The sequence below is a fragment of the Acinetobacter sp. SW-226 genome (genome assembly GCF_055632855.1).
In genome coordinates, this window is record NZ_CM145752.1 from 1,984,463 (window position 1) to 1,999,744 (window position 15,282).

18 protein-coding genes are annotated in these 15,282 nt (G+C 39.4%); 8 read left to right on the forward strand and 10 right to left on the reverse strand.

Annotated elements, in window-relative coordinates; all coding sequences use genetic code 11:
• Positions 1 to 10 precede the first annotated feature (10 nt).
• Positions 11 to 1,591: a M16 family metallopeptidase gene (locus tag ACZ8ZH_RS09485; RefSeq protein ID WP_228199471.1), complete on the forward strand. Its 1,581-nt coding sequence runs from the start codon at positions 11 to 13 to the stop codon at positions 1,589 to 1,591.
• A 377-nt stretch (positions 1,592 to 1,968) separates the two neighbouring features.
• On the opposite strand, the gene ACZ8ZH_RS09490 is transcribed toward ACZ8ZH_RS09485, so the two are convergent.
• On the reverse strand, positions 1,969 to 2,328 hold the full coding sequence (locus ACZ8ZH_RS09490; protein WP_086209174.1) for a hypothetical protein: 360 nt from the start codon (positions 2,326 to 2,328) through the stop codon (positions 1,969 to 1,971).
• A 217-nt stretch (positions 2,329 to 2,545) separates the two neighbouring features.
• On the opposite strand from ACZ8ZH_RS09490, the gene ACZ8ZH_RS09495 reads away from it, so the two are divergent.
• From ACZ8ZH_RS09495 to ACZ8ZH_RS09510, 4 genes are all read left to right on the forward strand, one after another.
• The gene (locus ACZ8ZH_RS09495; RefSeq protein ID WP_004697075.1) at positions 2,546 to 2,779 is read left to right on the forward strand and encodes an SEL1-like repeat protein; all 234 of its coding nucleotides are present in this window, start codon (positions 2,546 to 2,548) and stop codon (positions 2,777 to 2,779) included.
• A 173-nt stretch (positions 2,780 to 2,952) separates the two neighbouring features.
• Positions 2,953 to 4,043 (forward strand): IS4-like element ISAba1 family transposase gene (locus ACZ8ZH_RS09500; protein WP_470247662.1). Its coding sequence is split into 2 segments (ribosomal slippage): positions 2,953 to 3,493 and positions 3,493 to 4,043, totalling 1,092 coding nucleotides; the frame shifts between segments, so codons are not numbered across the junction.
• 66 nt (positions 4,044 to 4,109) lie between these two features.
• Positions 4,110 to 4,490: a DUF2750 domain-containing protein gene (locus tag ACZ8ZH_RS09505; protein WP_119065060.1), complete on the forward strand. Its 381-nt coding sequence runs from the start codon at positions 4,110 to 4,112 to the stop codon at positions 4,488 to 4,490.
• A 132-nt stretch (positions 4,491 to 4,622) separates the two neighbouring features.
• Positions 4,623 to 5,054 carry a CBS domain-containing protein gene (locus ACZ8ZH_RS09510; protein ID WP_110975742.1) on the forward strand — a complete coding sequence of 144 codons (432 nt, stop codon included), beginning with the start codon at positions 4,623 to 4,625 and terminating at the stop codon, positions 5,052 to 5,054.
• 100 nt (positions 5,055 to 5,154) lie between these two features.
• On the opposite strand, the gene trpB is transcribed toward ACZ8ZH_RS09510, so the two are convergent.
• The 9 genes from trpB to ACZ8ZH_RS09555 form a co-directional block, all read right to left on the reverse strand.
• Complete coding sequence (gene trpB, locus ACZ8ZH_RS09515) at positions 5,155 to 6,363, reverse strand: tryptophan synthase subunit beta (RefSeq protein ID WP_119065059.1); 1,209 nt, start codon at positions 6,361 to 6,363, stop codon at positions 5,155 to 5,157.
• A gap of 40 nt (positions 6,364 to 6,403) precedes the next feature.
• The gene (locus ACZ8ZH_RS09520) at positions 6,404 to 7,591 is read right to left on the reverse strand and encodes a vWA domain-containing protein (RefSeq protein WP_086209170.1); all 1,188 of its coding nucleotides are present in this window, start codon (positions 7,589 to 7,591) and stop codon (positions 6,404 to 6,406) included.
• A 13-nt stretch (positions 7,592 to 7,604) separates the two neighbouring features.
• A complete protein-coding gene (locus tag ACZ8ZH_RS09525; RefSeq protein ID WP_058869668.1) occupies positions 7,605 to 8,456 on the reverse strand; it encodes an AAA family ATPase in 852 nt (283 codons plus the stop codon).
• 24 nt (positions 8,457 to 8,480) lie between these two features.
• Positions 8,481 to 8,864, reverse strand: a complete 384-nt coding sequence (locus ACZ8ZH_RS09530; protein WP_470247663.1) for a hypothetical protein — start codon at positions 8,862 to 8,864, stop codon at positions 8,481 to 8,483.
• 22 nt (positions 8,865 to 8,886) lie between these two features.
• Positions 8,887 to 9,195 carry a YcgL domain-containing protein gene (locus ACZ8ZH_RS09535; protein WP_119065057.1) on the reverse strand — a complete coding sequence of 103 codons (309 nt, stop codon included), beginning with the start codon at positions 9,193 to 9,195 and terminating at the stop codon, positions 8,887 to 8,889.
• Positions 9,196 to 9,324: 129 nt separating this feature from the next.
• Positions 9,325 to 10,467 carry a ribonuclease D gene (locus ACZ8ZH_RS09540; protein ID WP_086209167.1) on the reverse strand — a complete coding sequence of 381 codons (1,143 nt, stop codon included), beginning with the start codon at positions 10,465 to 10,467 and terminating at the stop codon, positions 9,325 to 9,327.
• A gap of 203 nt (positions 10,468 to 10,670) precedes the next feature.
• Entirely contained in the window at positions 10,671 to 11,267 is a 597-nt protein-coding gene (gene recR, locus ACZ8ZH_RS09545) for a recombination mediator RecR (protein ID WP_086209166.1), read from the reverse strand.
• Between the two features lie 16 nt (positions 11,268 to 11,283).
• The gene (locus ACZ8ZH_RS09550) at positions 11,284 to 11,613 is read right to left on the reverse strand and encodes a YbaB/EbfC family nucleoid-associated protein (protein ID WP_004984648.1); all 330 of its coding nucleotides are present in this window, start codon (positions 11,611 to 11,613) and stop codon (positions 11,284 to 11,286) included.
• Positions 11,614 to 11,640: 27 nt separating this feature from the next.
• Entirely contained in the window at positions 11,641 to 12,828 is a 1,188-nt protein-coding gene (locus tag ACZ8ZH_RS09555) for an O-succinylhomoserine sulfhydrylase (protein WP_119065056.1), read from the reverse strand.
• A 142-nt stretch (positions 12,829 to 12,970) separates the two neighbouring features.
• On the opposite strand from ACZ8ZH_RS09555, the gene ACZ8ZH_RS09560 reads away from it, so the two are divergent.
• The 3 genes from ACZ8ZH_RS09560 (at position 12,971) to ACZ8ZH_RS09570 (ending at position 15,282) form a co-directional block, all read left to right on the forward strand.
• Positions 12,971 to 14,041 (forward strand): alpha/beta fold hydrolase, encoded by a 1,071-nt coding sequence (locus ACZ8ZH_RS09560; protein WP_119065055.1) that lies wholly within the window; start codon positions 12,971 to 12,973, stop codon positions 14,039 to 14,041.
• Positions 14,042 to 14,056: 15 nt separating this feature from the next.
• On the forward strand, positions 14,057 to 14,929 hold the full coding sequence (locus ACZ8ZH_RS09565; protein ID WP_119065054.1) for an NAD(P)-dependent oxidoreductase: 873 nt from the start codon (positions 14,057 to 14,059) through the stop codon (positions 14,927 to 14,929).
• An 83-nt stretch (positions 14,930 to 15,012) separates the two neighbouring features.
• A complete protein-coding gene (locus ACZ8ZH_RS09570) occupies positions 15,013 to 15,282 on the forward strand; it encodes a YARHG domain-containing protein (protein WP_119065065.1) in 270 nt (89 codons plus the stop codon).

Consider the following 15,282-nt stretch of genomic DNA (forward strand, 5'->3'; position numbering starts at 1 on the left):
GGAGAATAATATGTCAAAGTCTAAGCTTTTATTTCTTGCATTGTCTGCCTTTTGTACGACCAATGTAATTGCAGAAATCAATACAAATCCTATAACCAATGATGATCCAAATTCATTACAGTCTATTTCGTCATTACAGAGCCTAAAACAAGTCAAAACAGCTGAACTCTACACAGCGCCGCATGTCCATGAACTAAAAAATAAATACAAAGTTCGAAGTTTATTCGTCGAATCACCAGCCCTTCCAATGGTAGATATTCAACTCACCTTTAATGCAGGTTCTGCACGGGATATAGAAGTCGAAAAAGGACTTTATGGCGTAGCAAATATGGCGGCGCAGTTGATGGATGAAGGTACAACTCAGCATGATGCTGTAGAGATTGCCAACGCCTTTGAACACGTCGGTGCACGTTTTAGTATGGCTGCACATCGAGACATGTTTGTGGTTCGACTGCGTTCTCTATCTGATCCAAAGAAGCTTGATGCAGCTGTCAACACCATGCTTGAAGTCCTAAAAGATTCCACCTTCAAAAACAACAGTATTCACTTAATGGTGAGTAATACTCAAGTAGGACAAAAACAACTCAAAGAAAGCCCAAGTCGTTTGATGAGTATTCGCTTTTACCGTGCATTATATGGTTCGCACCCCTATGCAGAACCGATTACTGGTACCAATGGCAGCATTAAAAAAATTAGTACACAACATTTAAAAAAGTTTCGTGATGAATTCTTGGTCAGCAAAAATATGAACATAGCCCTTACAGGCCAACTCAGCGTAAAACAAGCCCAGAAACTGGCTGAACGAATCAGTACCGCACTTCCGCAAGGAGAAACTGTAAAAACACTTGCCGTTCCACAAGACAAATCAGACTTTGATATTCAACATATTGTATTTAATTCAGCACAAGCTCACGTCACGATGGGACACCTCTCCACCACACGTGATGACCCTGACCGCCTAGCACTCGAACTGGCTAACCGCATGTTTGGTGGTGGCGGATTTAATTCAGTCTTAATGAAAGAACTTCGCGTCAAACGAGGCTATACCTATAGTGCAAACAGTAGTTTTACATTTAGTCAGGCCGCTGGGAGCTTTAGCTTGAGCTATTCAACCCAACAAGATCAGCTGATGGACAGTATCCAAGTAGCGCATAAAGCACTGGTCGACTTTGTTCGCCAACCCATCGACGCACAGCAACTCGAAGAAACCAAAGCTGGTATGTTACGTAGCTTACCTAATAGCTTTAGTAGTAATGCCAATATCAATACCCAACTGGGTTCTATGGGTTTTTATCATCAAAATATTAACTATTTGTCTGACTATCCGAAACGTCTCGCCGAGATTAGCCCAACAGATGTTCAAAATGCGATACGTAAACACTTGCACCCTGAAAAGCTTACCTTAGTTATTGTAAGTAAGAGCTTAGACAAAGTTCAACTTAGACATATTTTAGAGCTAAATCTTGATCCCAATATCAAGCAAAGCATACCTCATCCTGATCAGATTCCTGCAATTATTGAACCTCTGGAGCCAATGCCGGAAGCTGCTTTGCCCGACTCCGCTCAAACTGATGAGCCTGCATTAATCTAAAATAATCAATATAAGTAATGCGGGTTTCCCGAATAAGGCTTTGCGCCATCTCTTGAGTTTCTGGGAAAACAGCTTGATGCGACAAACGACTGACATTTTCAAATTGGGTTGGAGAAATAGGTCGAGACAAAGCGAAGCTAGATATCAGCAGAATGACCAGAATGATCAATAACATGAGACCATTATAGATTTGTACCAGTGTAATCTGTGTTTTTAGTTTAAAAATTTTTTGGATCGCAATATGCATAACCTACCTCTAGTTGAACTAGTGTAAGTAGCGAATTGCAGAATCACAAGTTGAAATGCTGAAAAATATCCCCATTAATGGTTAAAGAGAACATAATTTCAGCAAGTCATCTTGTTTCCAAACATGAAGCTTAGCTAACAATGCTACGAATCACTGCGAAATAAAGGACCAAGGCAATCACAACCAATGCAATGACAATAGCGAAAGCCCCTACGCCATTTTCTGCATCAGAAGGATGAGCTGGGTCATCATCGGCAATTCGTACCAGTTCGCCATTGTAGGTTTCATAAAAATCAACCCGTTGATTTTCATCAAGCTGTCTTGTGAAATCGTATACTCTTTTACGCTGTGCCAAACAAAAATCCCCGAGATGAATTTCTTGATGGAAAACTGCTTCATCTAATTGTGTGCGGTGATACTGTGCCAATGCGACAATTTGCGAAACAGTTGGAGGCATATCAAATTCAAAACCGTCTAATGTCTTTGTCATGTTATTCTCCTTATAAATTACAGTTTCCTGTTTTATTATCATATTCAATCTTTTGACTGTTCATTGTTTAATCATGTAAACTGTAATATATAAAGTATAAGTGACAATATATTTGACAATTCAAGCAATTTGTAATAAATATTTAACATTAGCGTGATATTTATATCTAAAGGTAAAAATACCTTTAAGTGATCATAATTAGAATAAGGAGCTTAATATGATTCAACAAATCTCTCATCATGACCTAGAACATGCGTATGCGGATGCAGTAAACACCATTCAATCACAAATGAACTTTGTCGAAGCGGTACAACAGTTAGAAAGCGTTGCTCGTGCTGGTCACGGTAAAGCTGCCCTATTTTTAGCTGAGCTTTATTACCAAGGTTTCCGCGTAGAACGCGACTCGCTTAAAGCACAATATTGGCAACAACTTGCCACCATGAAAGCATAATAAAACGTCACTTAGGTGGCGTTTTTTTTGAACCTAACATTTTGAAATGACATATTTATTTACATAGTAATGCAAAGCTTACACTGAACTTTCATCTTATTTCTCTGTACACGACAAAAATAGATAACTCATTGAAATAATGTCACAATAATTGTTTTCTAACGACGAATACTATGACACATCTCAATGAGTTATATCTTATCTTAAACAAATATCTAAAATGGAACAAGTCACATTTAAAGTGCTTTGCGCTCATCATGCTTGTGATTATTTTAAAGCAAACATGTAATCTTTCTTCTGCATCTAAAGCCTTGCCCATCAAGTGCTTACCACAATCATTTTATCGACGTATGCAGCGCTTCTTTGCAGGTCAGTATTTCGATTATCGTCAAATTTCTCGGTTGATTTTCAATATATTTTCATTCGACAAAGTGCAACTGACTTTAGATAGAACCAATTGGAAATGGGGAAAACGAAATATTAATATCCTGATGCTCGCGATCGTTTATCGTGGAATAGCGATACCTATCCTTTGGACATTGCTTAATAAACGTGGAAATTCAGATACGAAAGAGCGCATTGCTTTGATTCAACGCTTTATCTCCATTTTTGGTAAAGACCGTATTGTGAATGTGTTCGCAGACAGAGAGTTTATCGGTGAGCAGTGGTTTACATGGTTAATTGAACAAGACATCAACTTCTGCATTCGTGTTAAAAAAACTTCATTGTCACCAATCATTTAGGAAAGAATCATAAAATTAGTGATTTATTTCGCCATCTTAAAGTTGGTCAAATTGAATGTCGTAAACGACGGATTTTGGTTGGTCGGGTGAAACTATATATAAGTGCACTACAGTTAGAAAATGGAGAGCTTTTACTCGTCGTTTCTCCTCAGTTTAATGCCAATGCTATTCAGGATTATGCATTACGCTGGGAAATTGAAACCTTATTCAGTTGTCTCAAAGGACGCGGGTTTAATCTTGAAAATACGCGCTTGACAGACCCTAGACGAGTGAAAAAATTGATTGCGGTGTTAGCTATAAGCTTCTGTTGGTGTTACTTAACGGGTGAATGGCAACATGATCAAAAAAAAGCGATAAAAATAAAGAAGCATGGACGACTCTCAATGAGTTTATTTCGCTATGGTTTAGACTATGTTCAAATGGCGATTCAGCGTTTAATTGGTTTTGGGAAAAAAGAAGAGTTTAAGGAAATTTTGGCAATTTTAAGAAGGCAGAAGCCTGATAGGATAAGGGTTCTGTGAAATTTGTCGTGTACAGAGATCTTATTTATTTAAAATTAGCTCATGTTTCTTACACGACATAAGGCTATGTACAAAATTTTGAAACTACAACCTATTTCAAATCATTTATATTTAAAAATTAATATTTTAAGAGGCATGATGTACTGCGGTATCCTATGGGGACTTTACCACCCCGAACAACAAGGTTGGGCGATGACTTCGGATCATGATGACTATGTTTTCCCTTTCTGGCTCAATGGCTTACATGCGCACCAATATGCTCAACTTCACTGGCCAAACTATGTGCCTAAAAAAATCACCCCGCATGATTTTCAAAGCGCTTTACTTCCAACACTTTCACGTTTAAACGTAACACCCGCACTATGTAATGGTACAAAACGTATTAAACTCAGTACGTCTCAAATGCGTCACTTTTTCTTTAATGACAGTATTTTATTGCCAACTTAGTTCTGATCCTAAAAGATAAACACAGAGAGGCTGTTTATCTTGTTGGCAGAAATGACTGCAAAGTATTTGCTTTTTTTAAAATTCGCGTTAATTTAAATATAAAACAATAACCACAACAAAAGGATATATCCTATGACCAATGTCGCTCAAGTCTTACATGATAAAGTACATAAAGATATTTTCACCATTAGCCCTGATGCTACAGTATTTGAAGCAATTTCACTTATGGCAGATAAAGGTATTGGTGCGGTTGTGGTCACTCATGAACAACAAGTGGTTGGTATATTGTCTGAACGCGATTACATGCGCAAAGTCATGTTGATGGAACGTAGTTCAAAACAAACTACCGTCAAAGAAATTATGACAGCAAAAGTGCTGACCGTCACAACCTCTGTAACTGTCGAAGAATGCTTAGATCTTATGACTGACCGTCATTTACGTCATTTGCCTGTGGTTGAAGAAGGTATCTTAATCGGCTTTATTTCTATTGGAGATTTGGTTAAAGCCGCGATGGATGACCAAAAGAAATTGATTGATCAACTCCAGCAATATATTTCAGGTTAGCTCTAAGTTTTATATTGGGAAAATACTATAAAACAATAATTTAAAATAAAAAATCCCTGCGTTAAGCAGGGATTTTTTATACAAACCTATCAGCTTTAACTCAATTTAAGCCCAATTTAGCTGCAACATAGTCTGCATCTTTGTCACCACGACCAGAAATATTGACCACAATTTTTAAATCTTTACTGAGTTTTGGCGCTTCACGAAGTACCCATGCCACTGCATGTGAACTTTCAAGTGCAGGAACAATCCCTTCAACACGAGACAAGCGCATAAATGCATCTAGACATTCTTGATCAGTTGCAGTGGTGTATTCGACACGACCTAAATCTTTCAGCAGACTATGCTGTGGACCAACACCAGGATAGTCGAGACCTGAAGCGATGGAATGTACTGGTAACGGTTCACCCTGCTCATCTTCAAGGACATAACATGCCATACCATGAATTTGACTTGGCTTCCCTAAAGTTAAGGTTGCTGAGTGCATATCGGTATCCAAACCATGACCAGCAGGCTCTACACCAATCAATTTCACATCTGCATCGTTTAAAAATGCTGTGAAAGCTCCAATAGCATTCGAGCCACCACCCACGCACGCGACTACATAATCAGGGTTTGAACCAAAACGCTCATGCGTTTGCTCTTTAATTTCTTTACCAATAATCGACTGGAAATCACGTACCATCATTGGAAATGGATGCGGTCCTACAACAGAGCCAATAGCATAAATATAATTGGTTGGGTCTTTTAAATACTCTTCAAAAGCACTATCTACTGCATCTTTGAGTGTTGCAGTACCACGTGTTACTGAAATAAGTGTTGCACCTAGAATTTTCATCTTGACGACATTGGGATGTTCTTTTTCAATATCGACCTGCCCCATGTGGATTTCACATGGAATACCGACCAAAGCACAGGCTGTTGCTAGTGCAACGCCATGTTGTCCTGCACCCGTTTCTGCAATAACTTTGGTTTTGCCCATATATTTTGCAAGTAGTGCTTCACCCAAACAGTGATTAATTTTATGTGCGCCTGTGTGGTTTAAGTCTTCACGTTTAAGGTAAATCTGTGCCCCACCCAACTGTTCAGATAAGCGTTTCGCATAAAACAAAGGACTTGGACGACCAACATAGTGCGCAAAAAGATCAGCAAGCTCGGTTTGGAATGCCTCAGTTTCACGGATTTTTGTGTAAGCAACATTAATCTCGTCCATTGCCTCTTTCAAATGTGGAGGAATAAACTGTCCACCATAAGCCCCAAAAAAGCCCTCTGTGTTGGGCAAAGCAATACCGTTTATTTGATGATCCATTTGACGATCCTATTTTTTAAATTTGCTTTATATCAGTCAGTTAGCGAGCTAAATACTTAGTCATATCCTCAACGCCTTTTAAAGTCATTGGGTACATATGATCTTCAAAAATTTGCTTAATTAAACCAATCGTATGGGTGTAATGCCAATAACGATCTTCTTCTGGATTTAACCATGCAGTTTTCTCAAAATGATTGCGTAGGCGGTGTAGCCAAACACTTCCTGCCTCGTCATTCATGTACTCAACCGAACCACCAACTGAATTGAGCTCATAGGGTGCCATTGAAGCATCTCCCACCACAATCACACGATAGTCGCGTCCATAAGTATTGAATAAATCCCATGTATTCATGCGCGTAGTAGAACGGCGAACATTATCTTTCCACACATAGTCATATAAACAGTTATGGAAATAGAAATATTCTAAAGTTTTAAACTCAGTTTTCGCTGCACTGAAAAGTTTCTCGCATTGAGCAATGTGTGAATCCATCGACCCACCCACATCAAATAACATTAAAACTTTAATACGATTACGGCGCTCAGGTACAAGTTGCACATCAAGTATGCCTTGCTTCGCCGTTTCACGAATCGTGCCGTTAATGTCCAACTCTTCAGCAGCCCCTTGTCTCGCAAACTTGCGCAAACGTCGCAGTGCCATTTGCATTTGACGAGTACCGAGAATCTGCTCATCATCCAAGTTCTGATATTTGCGTTGTTCCCAAACTTTTACAGCAGAACGTTTACGTCCCGGCCCGCCAATACGTACCCCTTCTGGATGATCACCATAAGCACCAAAAGGAGAGGTTCCTCCCGTGCCAATCATTTTGTTTCCCCCCTGATGTTTTTTATGCTGTTCCCGTAGACGTTCTTCCAGCATTTTCATCAGTTCTTCTAATGAACCCGCTTTTTTTAACTCTTCACGCTGCTCTGGAGTTAAATGTTTTTCTAAGAGTTCTAAATCAAACCAATCTTTAGGGAGCTGTTGGACTTTATTGAGTAAATCATCCAAATCAAAAGTTGAAATGCCATCAAAATAGTCCTTCATGCCTCGGTCAAATTTATCAAAGAAGCGTTCATCCTTCACCATAATGGTTTTGGCGAGTTGATAAAATTCGTCTTGATCGGCAAAGACTAAACCTGAAGCTACAGCTTCATTCAGATCAATTAGTTCACGTGTTGAGACAGGAACACCGTATTTACGTAAGGTATAAAACAAGCGCACAAACATGCGTGTTTCTCCTTTAACGACGCGACATAAAGGCTAAACGTTCAAGCAACTGCACATCTTGTTCGTTTTTAATGAGCGCACCATACAAAGGCGGAATTGCTTTGGATTTGTCATGATTACGCAATACATCTTCTGGCATGTCATCTGCCATCAGCAAGCTTAACCAGTCAATCAACTCAGAGGTTGATGGTGGTTTTTTTAGACCTGGAACTTGACGTAATTTGAAGAAAATTTGCAAAGCCTCATTGACCAAAGCCGTTGAAACTTGCGGGAAATGTACATCAATAATTTCACGCATAGTCGCTTCGTCTGGAAATTCAATATAGTGAAAAAAACAACGGCGCAAAAATGCATCTGGTAGTTCTTTTTCATTATTTGAAGTAATAATCACAATTGGACGTTGTGATGCTGTAATAGTTTCGCCCGTCTCATATACATAAAAAGACATCTTGTCCAATTCATGTAATAGGTCATTTGGAAACTCAATATCTGCCTTATCAATTTCATCAATCAATAAAACACAGCGTTCTTCACTGGTGAACGCTTCCCACAATTTACCCGGTTTAATATAGTTTTTAATGTCATAAACACGGTCGTCACCCAATTGGCTATCACGCAAACGCGAAACCGCATCATATTCATATAAACCTTGCTGAGCTTTTGTCGTTGACTTGATGTGCCAAGTCAATAATTTTAAGCCTAAGCTTTCAGCCACTTGTTCTGCCAGTAAAGTTTTACCCGTACCTGGCTCACCTTTAACCAATAAAGGCTTTTGTAAGCTACGTGCAGCTTTTACAGCAAGTTTTAAACTATCGGTAGCGATGTACTGATCCGTACCCGTAAATTGTTGCGTTTCAACAGACATGATTAAACCTTATTTTTTTATTAATTACAGTGGTGAATGAGGGTTACGGACAACTGCTTTGGTTTTATTTGCCACATATTTTGACCAAAAGAAACCGATCACAAGCCCCACACCCATGACAAACAGAATCAATGACAAATTAGACCAAATGAGTGGTGAGTCTTTAGTTAACACACCAAATAACAAACAAAAAATGGCAGGTGCAATTGCTGCATTTGGACCTTCAGAAACTGTTGGTGTCAATAAGATGGCAAAGATCATCATCCATGTAATGCCACCCAACAGCTTAGGCAGGCGTGTGGCAATGGAATACCAACACCACAAAATCAGCAGACTGCCTAAAAGATATACTGTGACAGCGATGCTGTCTTCAGGAATTGAATCAAGTATTGAAAGAAAACTATCCACTGTACAACTCCTGAATTATACTTTATGCGCCACGGAGGCCTTCTGGTGCCGCAGCGTTCGGATTAATCAATCCTTCTGGAGGCATTTGTAAAAAGAAGCCTTGAGTTTGGATTGAGTCCATGACATGCAATACATTTACACGTGCTAATTTACGTGCTTCACTCAATTCAAGATCCATCACAAAACTTGCGCGACCAAATGCACCACGAACAGCTTCAGGCAAAACATTCAATGGGCTAAACGATTCAACTGCTTGATCAGCTTCAGTTGGACGAGCAATATAAAGATACATTTCATCTTTTTTACTCGATTTATAAATAGAACATTGCATATCTAAAACAGCACTCAAATAACTCAAGCCACAGGATACATCAAATAAAAGCAACTGACATTAGTCATGATTAACGCATCAGTCGTGATTTTGTATAAATATCTAAACTTGAGACCAATTGACTAATTATTAATCCATGACTTTCATTTGGGTAGAAAGATAACTTTCATCACGGCGCAATAGTTGAATCAAAGGCTGAGTCAATAGTTCATAACGCCAGCCCAATAAGTAGTCAGGCAAATCTTGTTCATCATTATGAAAAACCACATGCTGATGTAAGGCATTCATCCACTTTTTGCGCATCAGCACTTCTTTAGGAATCGTGGTCTCATCCACGACATTTTGAATTAAGTGATCAATTTTTTCACCAACATCTTTTGAGGAATGTCGAATTGGTCGTGCCATGCGTAGTGGCCAATCCGCTTGCTCAGGTAAAAACTTCACCAGATCTAAAATGGTTTTACCATGTTCTCTCACAATGTTTGGACGTATATCTTTAACGCCTGATAACTGGAAAGCATTTTTCGGATTCTTCTCAACCAGATCAATCATGGTTGCGTTCTTTAAAATAAAACTACGTGGCGTATTAAGTGCTTTTACCATCTGTTCACGCCATACTGCCAACTGTTGCAACTGCATTAACTGACGACGTGAATGTCGATAGTTACCAATATCTTGATAGAGTAAATGCAAAGGTGTTTCTGTCGCAATTTCTTGCGTTAGATGCTGACAGTCCTCGAGAGCAAAGTTGAGGAGTGACTTTGAATTTAGTTCTTGTTTAACTTTTTCTGAAAGATTCATCAAGTACAGCACGTCATTTGCAGCATAGCTGAGTTGTGCAGGGCTGAGTGGGCGTGCCAACCAATTCGAACGGGTCTCCCCTTTATCAATGTCGACATCCAACATTTGCTTCAATGCATTTTGATAGCTAACCTGTAAGCCATGTCCTAAAAACGACATGCCAACTTGAGTATCAAATACGTTGTTTAAGGTTTTATGCTGCGCATAATGATAAATCAGGTCGATATCTTCACTACAGGCATGAAAGACATTTTGCTGTGCGCGAAAAAGTTTATTCCAAAATTCAGTTAAATCGAGTGTGGTCCCATCGAGTAAATAAATATCATTTGCGACATTGATTTGGAATACACCCAACTTTGGCCATAAGGTGTCGACTTTTATGAATTCTGTATCGAGTCCATAGACTGCGTTACGATCCATTTTTTCTAAGACTGGAATAAGGTCTTGTTGATGCTGAATAAATTGAAACATATCCTACTGCGTCTAATGCTAGATGCTCTTTTGGGTTATCTTACCTGAATAAGATCATTTAGCTATCAAGATTTCTATTGGTTTTTTAATTATTTGCCGTTTTTTGTGATTTTTTTATACAACCAAACTCAAATTAATATTTTTTTTATCTTACTAAAGCATTTTTCGTATCAAAATAAAAAATGAAACAAGTATCGAAATACTTATTTCATTCGCATTCTGTTATGTACAGCTTGGCTTAAAGTATGACTATCGACATATTCAAGTTCACCACCCTGTGGTACGCCTTGTGCGATACGGGTCATTTGAATAGGCAAATGCTTCGTTGCCTCCACCAAATAGTGTGCTGTAGCTTGCCCCTCAACAGTTGCATTGGTCGCCAAAATTACTTCCGTTACTTTGCCATCGCTTAAACGCTGAATCAGATACGGAATACCAATTTCTTCTGGACCAATACCATCAAGTGGAGATAAATGCCCTCCTAATACATGGTATTTACCGCGAAAACTGCCACTTTGTTCAATTGCCATCACATCTGCTGGTGACTCAACCACACAGAGCAATTGATCATCACGCTCATGCGAGACACAAATATCACAGACTTCATTTTCCGTCAGAGAGTGACACAAGCTACATTCATGAATATAGCTCGTGGCTTCATTTAAAGCATGTGCAAGACCGATTGCGCCTTCACGATTTTTCATAATCAAGTGAAGCGCCATGCGTTGAGCCGACTTCGGCCCAACACTTGGCAAAATGCGTAAAGCTTGTACCAATTGATCGAAACGATCACTAAACACTATAGGTATTCCTTTATTAGAATAAACCTGCAAGACCTGGTGGCAAGCCTGCGCCAGAGTTTGCAGCTTTCATGCGCTCTTCAGTGATTGCTTCTGCTTGACGTGCAGCATCATTCATTGCAGCAGCAATTAAGTCTTCAATCATATCTGCATCATCTTGCAATAATTCAGGATTGATTTCGATACGCTTTACGACATTGCGGCAAGTCATCGTCACTTTCACCAAACCACCACCTGCTTCGGCATGCACTTCTGTTTGTGCAAGCTCTTCTTTGGCTTTCTTGATATTGCTTTCCATGTCTTTTTGCATGCGTTGTGCTTGCTGCATAAGCATATTAATGTTCATTAAAATCTCCGAACATAAAATTAAAAATTAGATTAAGTCTAAACCACGTGCGATATCGCGAATAATATCATCAATGTCTTCTAAACCAACAGATACCCGAATTAAACCTTCACTAATACCCGCTGCCTGTTTTGCCTCAGCCGACATTCTGCCATGAGACGTCGTTGCAGGATGCGTAATCGTAGATTTTACATCCCCTAAGTTACTGGTAATTGATAAGAAACGAGTATTGTCAATGACTGTCCAAGCCCCCTCACGCTCACCTGTCACTACAAAAGAAACCACGCCACCAAAACCAGACTGCTGTTTCTTTGCTAGCTCATGTCCCTCATGGTTTGGTAAACCAGCGTAATACACTTTTTCAACTTTTGGATGTGCATCGAGCCATTCTGCTAACTTTTGCGCACTGGCACAATGTGCTTTCATCCGTAAGCTTAAAGTTTCTAAACCCTTTAAGAAGATCCATGCATTAAATGGGCTCATAGAATTACCCAGTGTACGAATAACACCGTTAATTTCTTCAACCAATTTATCTTTACCTACAACGGCCCCACCTAAAGCACGACCTTGACCATCAATATATTTCGTTGATGAATAAATAATCAGGTCAGCACCAAACTTAATGGGTTGCTGTAAGACTGGAGTACAGAACGTATTATCGACTGCAAATAAAGCATTATGTGCATGAGCAATATCAGCAATTGCCTGCATATCACCCACTTGAGCCAATGGGTTCGACGGTGTTTCAATAAATAAAAGACGTGTATTTGGACGAATCGCTTGTTTCCAGCCGTCTAAATCTTCCAAATCTACGAATGTAACATCGACACCAAATTTGATGACATATTTTTCAAACAGCGAAATAATCGAACCAAATACAGCCCGCGAACATACGACATGATCACCCGCTTTTAAATAAGCCAACGTCACTGCATGTACTGCGGCCATACCCGAACTGGTTGCTACTGCGCGCTCAGCACCATCTAATATAGCTAAACGCTTTTCAAATGCTTGTACAGTTGGGTTGGTATAACGTGAGTATGTATTCCCCTCAATTTGTCCTGAAAATTTAGCTGCTGCATCTGCCGCATTTTCACAAACGAAAGAAGATGTTAGGAAAATTGGCTCACTATGTTCACCCTCAAAAGTACGTGTGTGACCGGTACGAATCGCTAAAGTGTCTAATTGGTATTCGATGTCGTCGTATTGGCTCATTTCTCTGTGTTTCAGTCCAAAGACTGCCTTTATAAAGAATTGCCAACATTTTGAGCGTCTAGGCTATTTAAGGTCAAGGTAAAATACGCAAATATTGATTAGACTTCAATCAAACTTTCTACTTATTTGAGATATCAACCCTATGCAGAACTTAAAAACTAAAATAAATAATCTGTCCACGCGCATTTTTAAAGGGAAGTCACTCGTTCTGTCACAAAATACGCCCTATGAAGTGATTGAAACATTTGAGCTGACTCAAATTCGCTATTACGCCCCAGAAGTTCGCAAGTACAAAGAACCTCTGGTTTTCGTGGTTCCTCTCGCCATCAATATGTCCATTTATGACCTTTACCCCTATCGTTCTTTGGTTAAGTATTTCCAACAGCAGGGTTTTGCTGTGTATGTAATTGACTGGGGCAAACTAAGTTTCCGTAATTGTCATTTTAATTTTTTAACCTTTATTGATCATTACATCCCGCTATGCATTCAAAGCATTTTAAAACATAGTCAAAGTGATCAAATTTCACTACACGGCTGGAGTATGGCAGGTATATTTGTGAGCTTATATACTGCTCTACATCAGCCTAATTTCGTGAAAAATTTAATGGTATTGGGTAGCCCAATTGACAGCTATAAATCTGGGCGAAATGGACAGTTCTTTGCATATCTCAATCGAATCATTTCAAAAAGCAAAACATTACAACAGCAAATTTATCAGGGCAGAATACCGAAGCGTCTACTTCACACCCCAGGTGTTTTAAATACGATTGGTTTTAAAATGGTTGACCCTATAGGCTGGTTTCAAAGCCACAAAAACTTGTTACTCAATTTGGACGACAACGAAGCTTTATATGAACACGCCACTATTGGTAGTTTTCTTAACCGTATGATTGATTATCCTGGTGGCATCAACCAAGACATGTTGTTTAATGTTTGGCTACGGAATCCACTCAAAACAGGAGTAATCACATTAAATAAGAAAAGCATAGCTTTAAAAAATATACAGTGCTCATTGCTTGTTGCCGCAGGCATAACAGACCAATTAGTTACTACAGAAGCCGCTAAACCACTCACCCAATTGACAAGTAGTACTGATGTCACGTTTACTCTCATCCCAGGTGGACATTTAGGACTGATGTCAAGTCAACGTAGTGCCGATGAATTTTGGCCAAAACTGGCTCAGTGGTTAAGTGAACGTTCAACTAATATTTAAATACTAAGGTTTGACATGATTCAGTCAGTTGCATTTATCGGTCTAGGCGCGATGGGGTATCGCATGGCATCACACTTACCCAAACACTTTGAACAAGTTTGGGTATGGAATCGCAATTTTGAGAAAGCAAAGCAACATGCTGAAGCTTATGGCACTCAAGCTGTAGACCTTGCAAAAGCAGTACAAGCCGATGTAGTTTTCTCATGCCTTCCTACCAGCCAAGACATTGAAGAATTACTTGATCAAGTACAGCTTAAATCTGGTAGCATTTGGGTCGATTGCACCAGCGGTGTACCGTCTTCTGCAAAAAAAGTAGCTGAACAACTCAAACTACAAGGTGTAGATTTTTTAGATGCACCAGTCAGCGGCCAAACCGTTGGTGCAGATAATGCAACCCTTACTGTCATGATTGGCGGTGAGGCTACAGCATTTGAGCGTGCACTACCTGCCATACAGGCATTTGGCAAACTGATTAAACATGTAGGCGAATCTGGTGCAGGTTTTGCAGTCAAAGCTGTAAACAATATGCTTCTGGCAGTCAATCTATGTTCCGTTGCAGAAGGTTTCACCACCTTAAAAGCCCATGGGGTCAACTTAAATGAAGCCTTAGACTGTATTAATGCATCGAGTGGTAAAAGTGGTGTGACCGAAACAGTTTTACCACAACGAATCCTAAACCGTAGTTTTCCTCTAACTTTTGCACTGCCTTTATTGGCCAAAGATACAGGTATTGCCGTTGACTTAGTTCGTGAAGCCAAACTATCTGCGCCAATAATTGGACTAGCACAAAGCTTGATTCAGGCCGCCAGCGATTTATCTGAAGCAGATCGTGACTTTTCTTCTGCCATAAAAATGTACGAAACATGGAGTAAGATTACAATTGAGTAAGAACTCACCATTGAATAAACAAAACCAACCCTTATAAAGTAGTAATGTGACTACATACAATGTTACAAACTGAGGAAATTCTCATGAAAAAGTTGACTGTAGCGGTTTTTGCCAGTCTTGCAACATTCATCGGGGTGCAAAGTTTTGCAGCATCGCCTGAGCAAGAGTGTCAAAAATTAAAAGATGATCATGATGTCATTTATGCATCTAAAGGATTCTGCTTTAAAGATCCTGAGGCGAAAGCAAAATTTGGCAATGACAATTGCTACACTACCAAACCAAAGTTCTCTGAAAAAGAGCAACAACGCCTTGATGCCATCAAAGAGCGTCAAAAAGAATTAAACTGTAAGTAA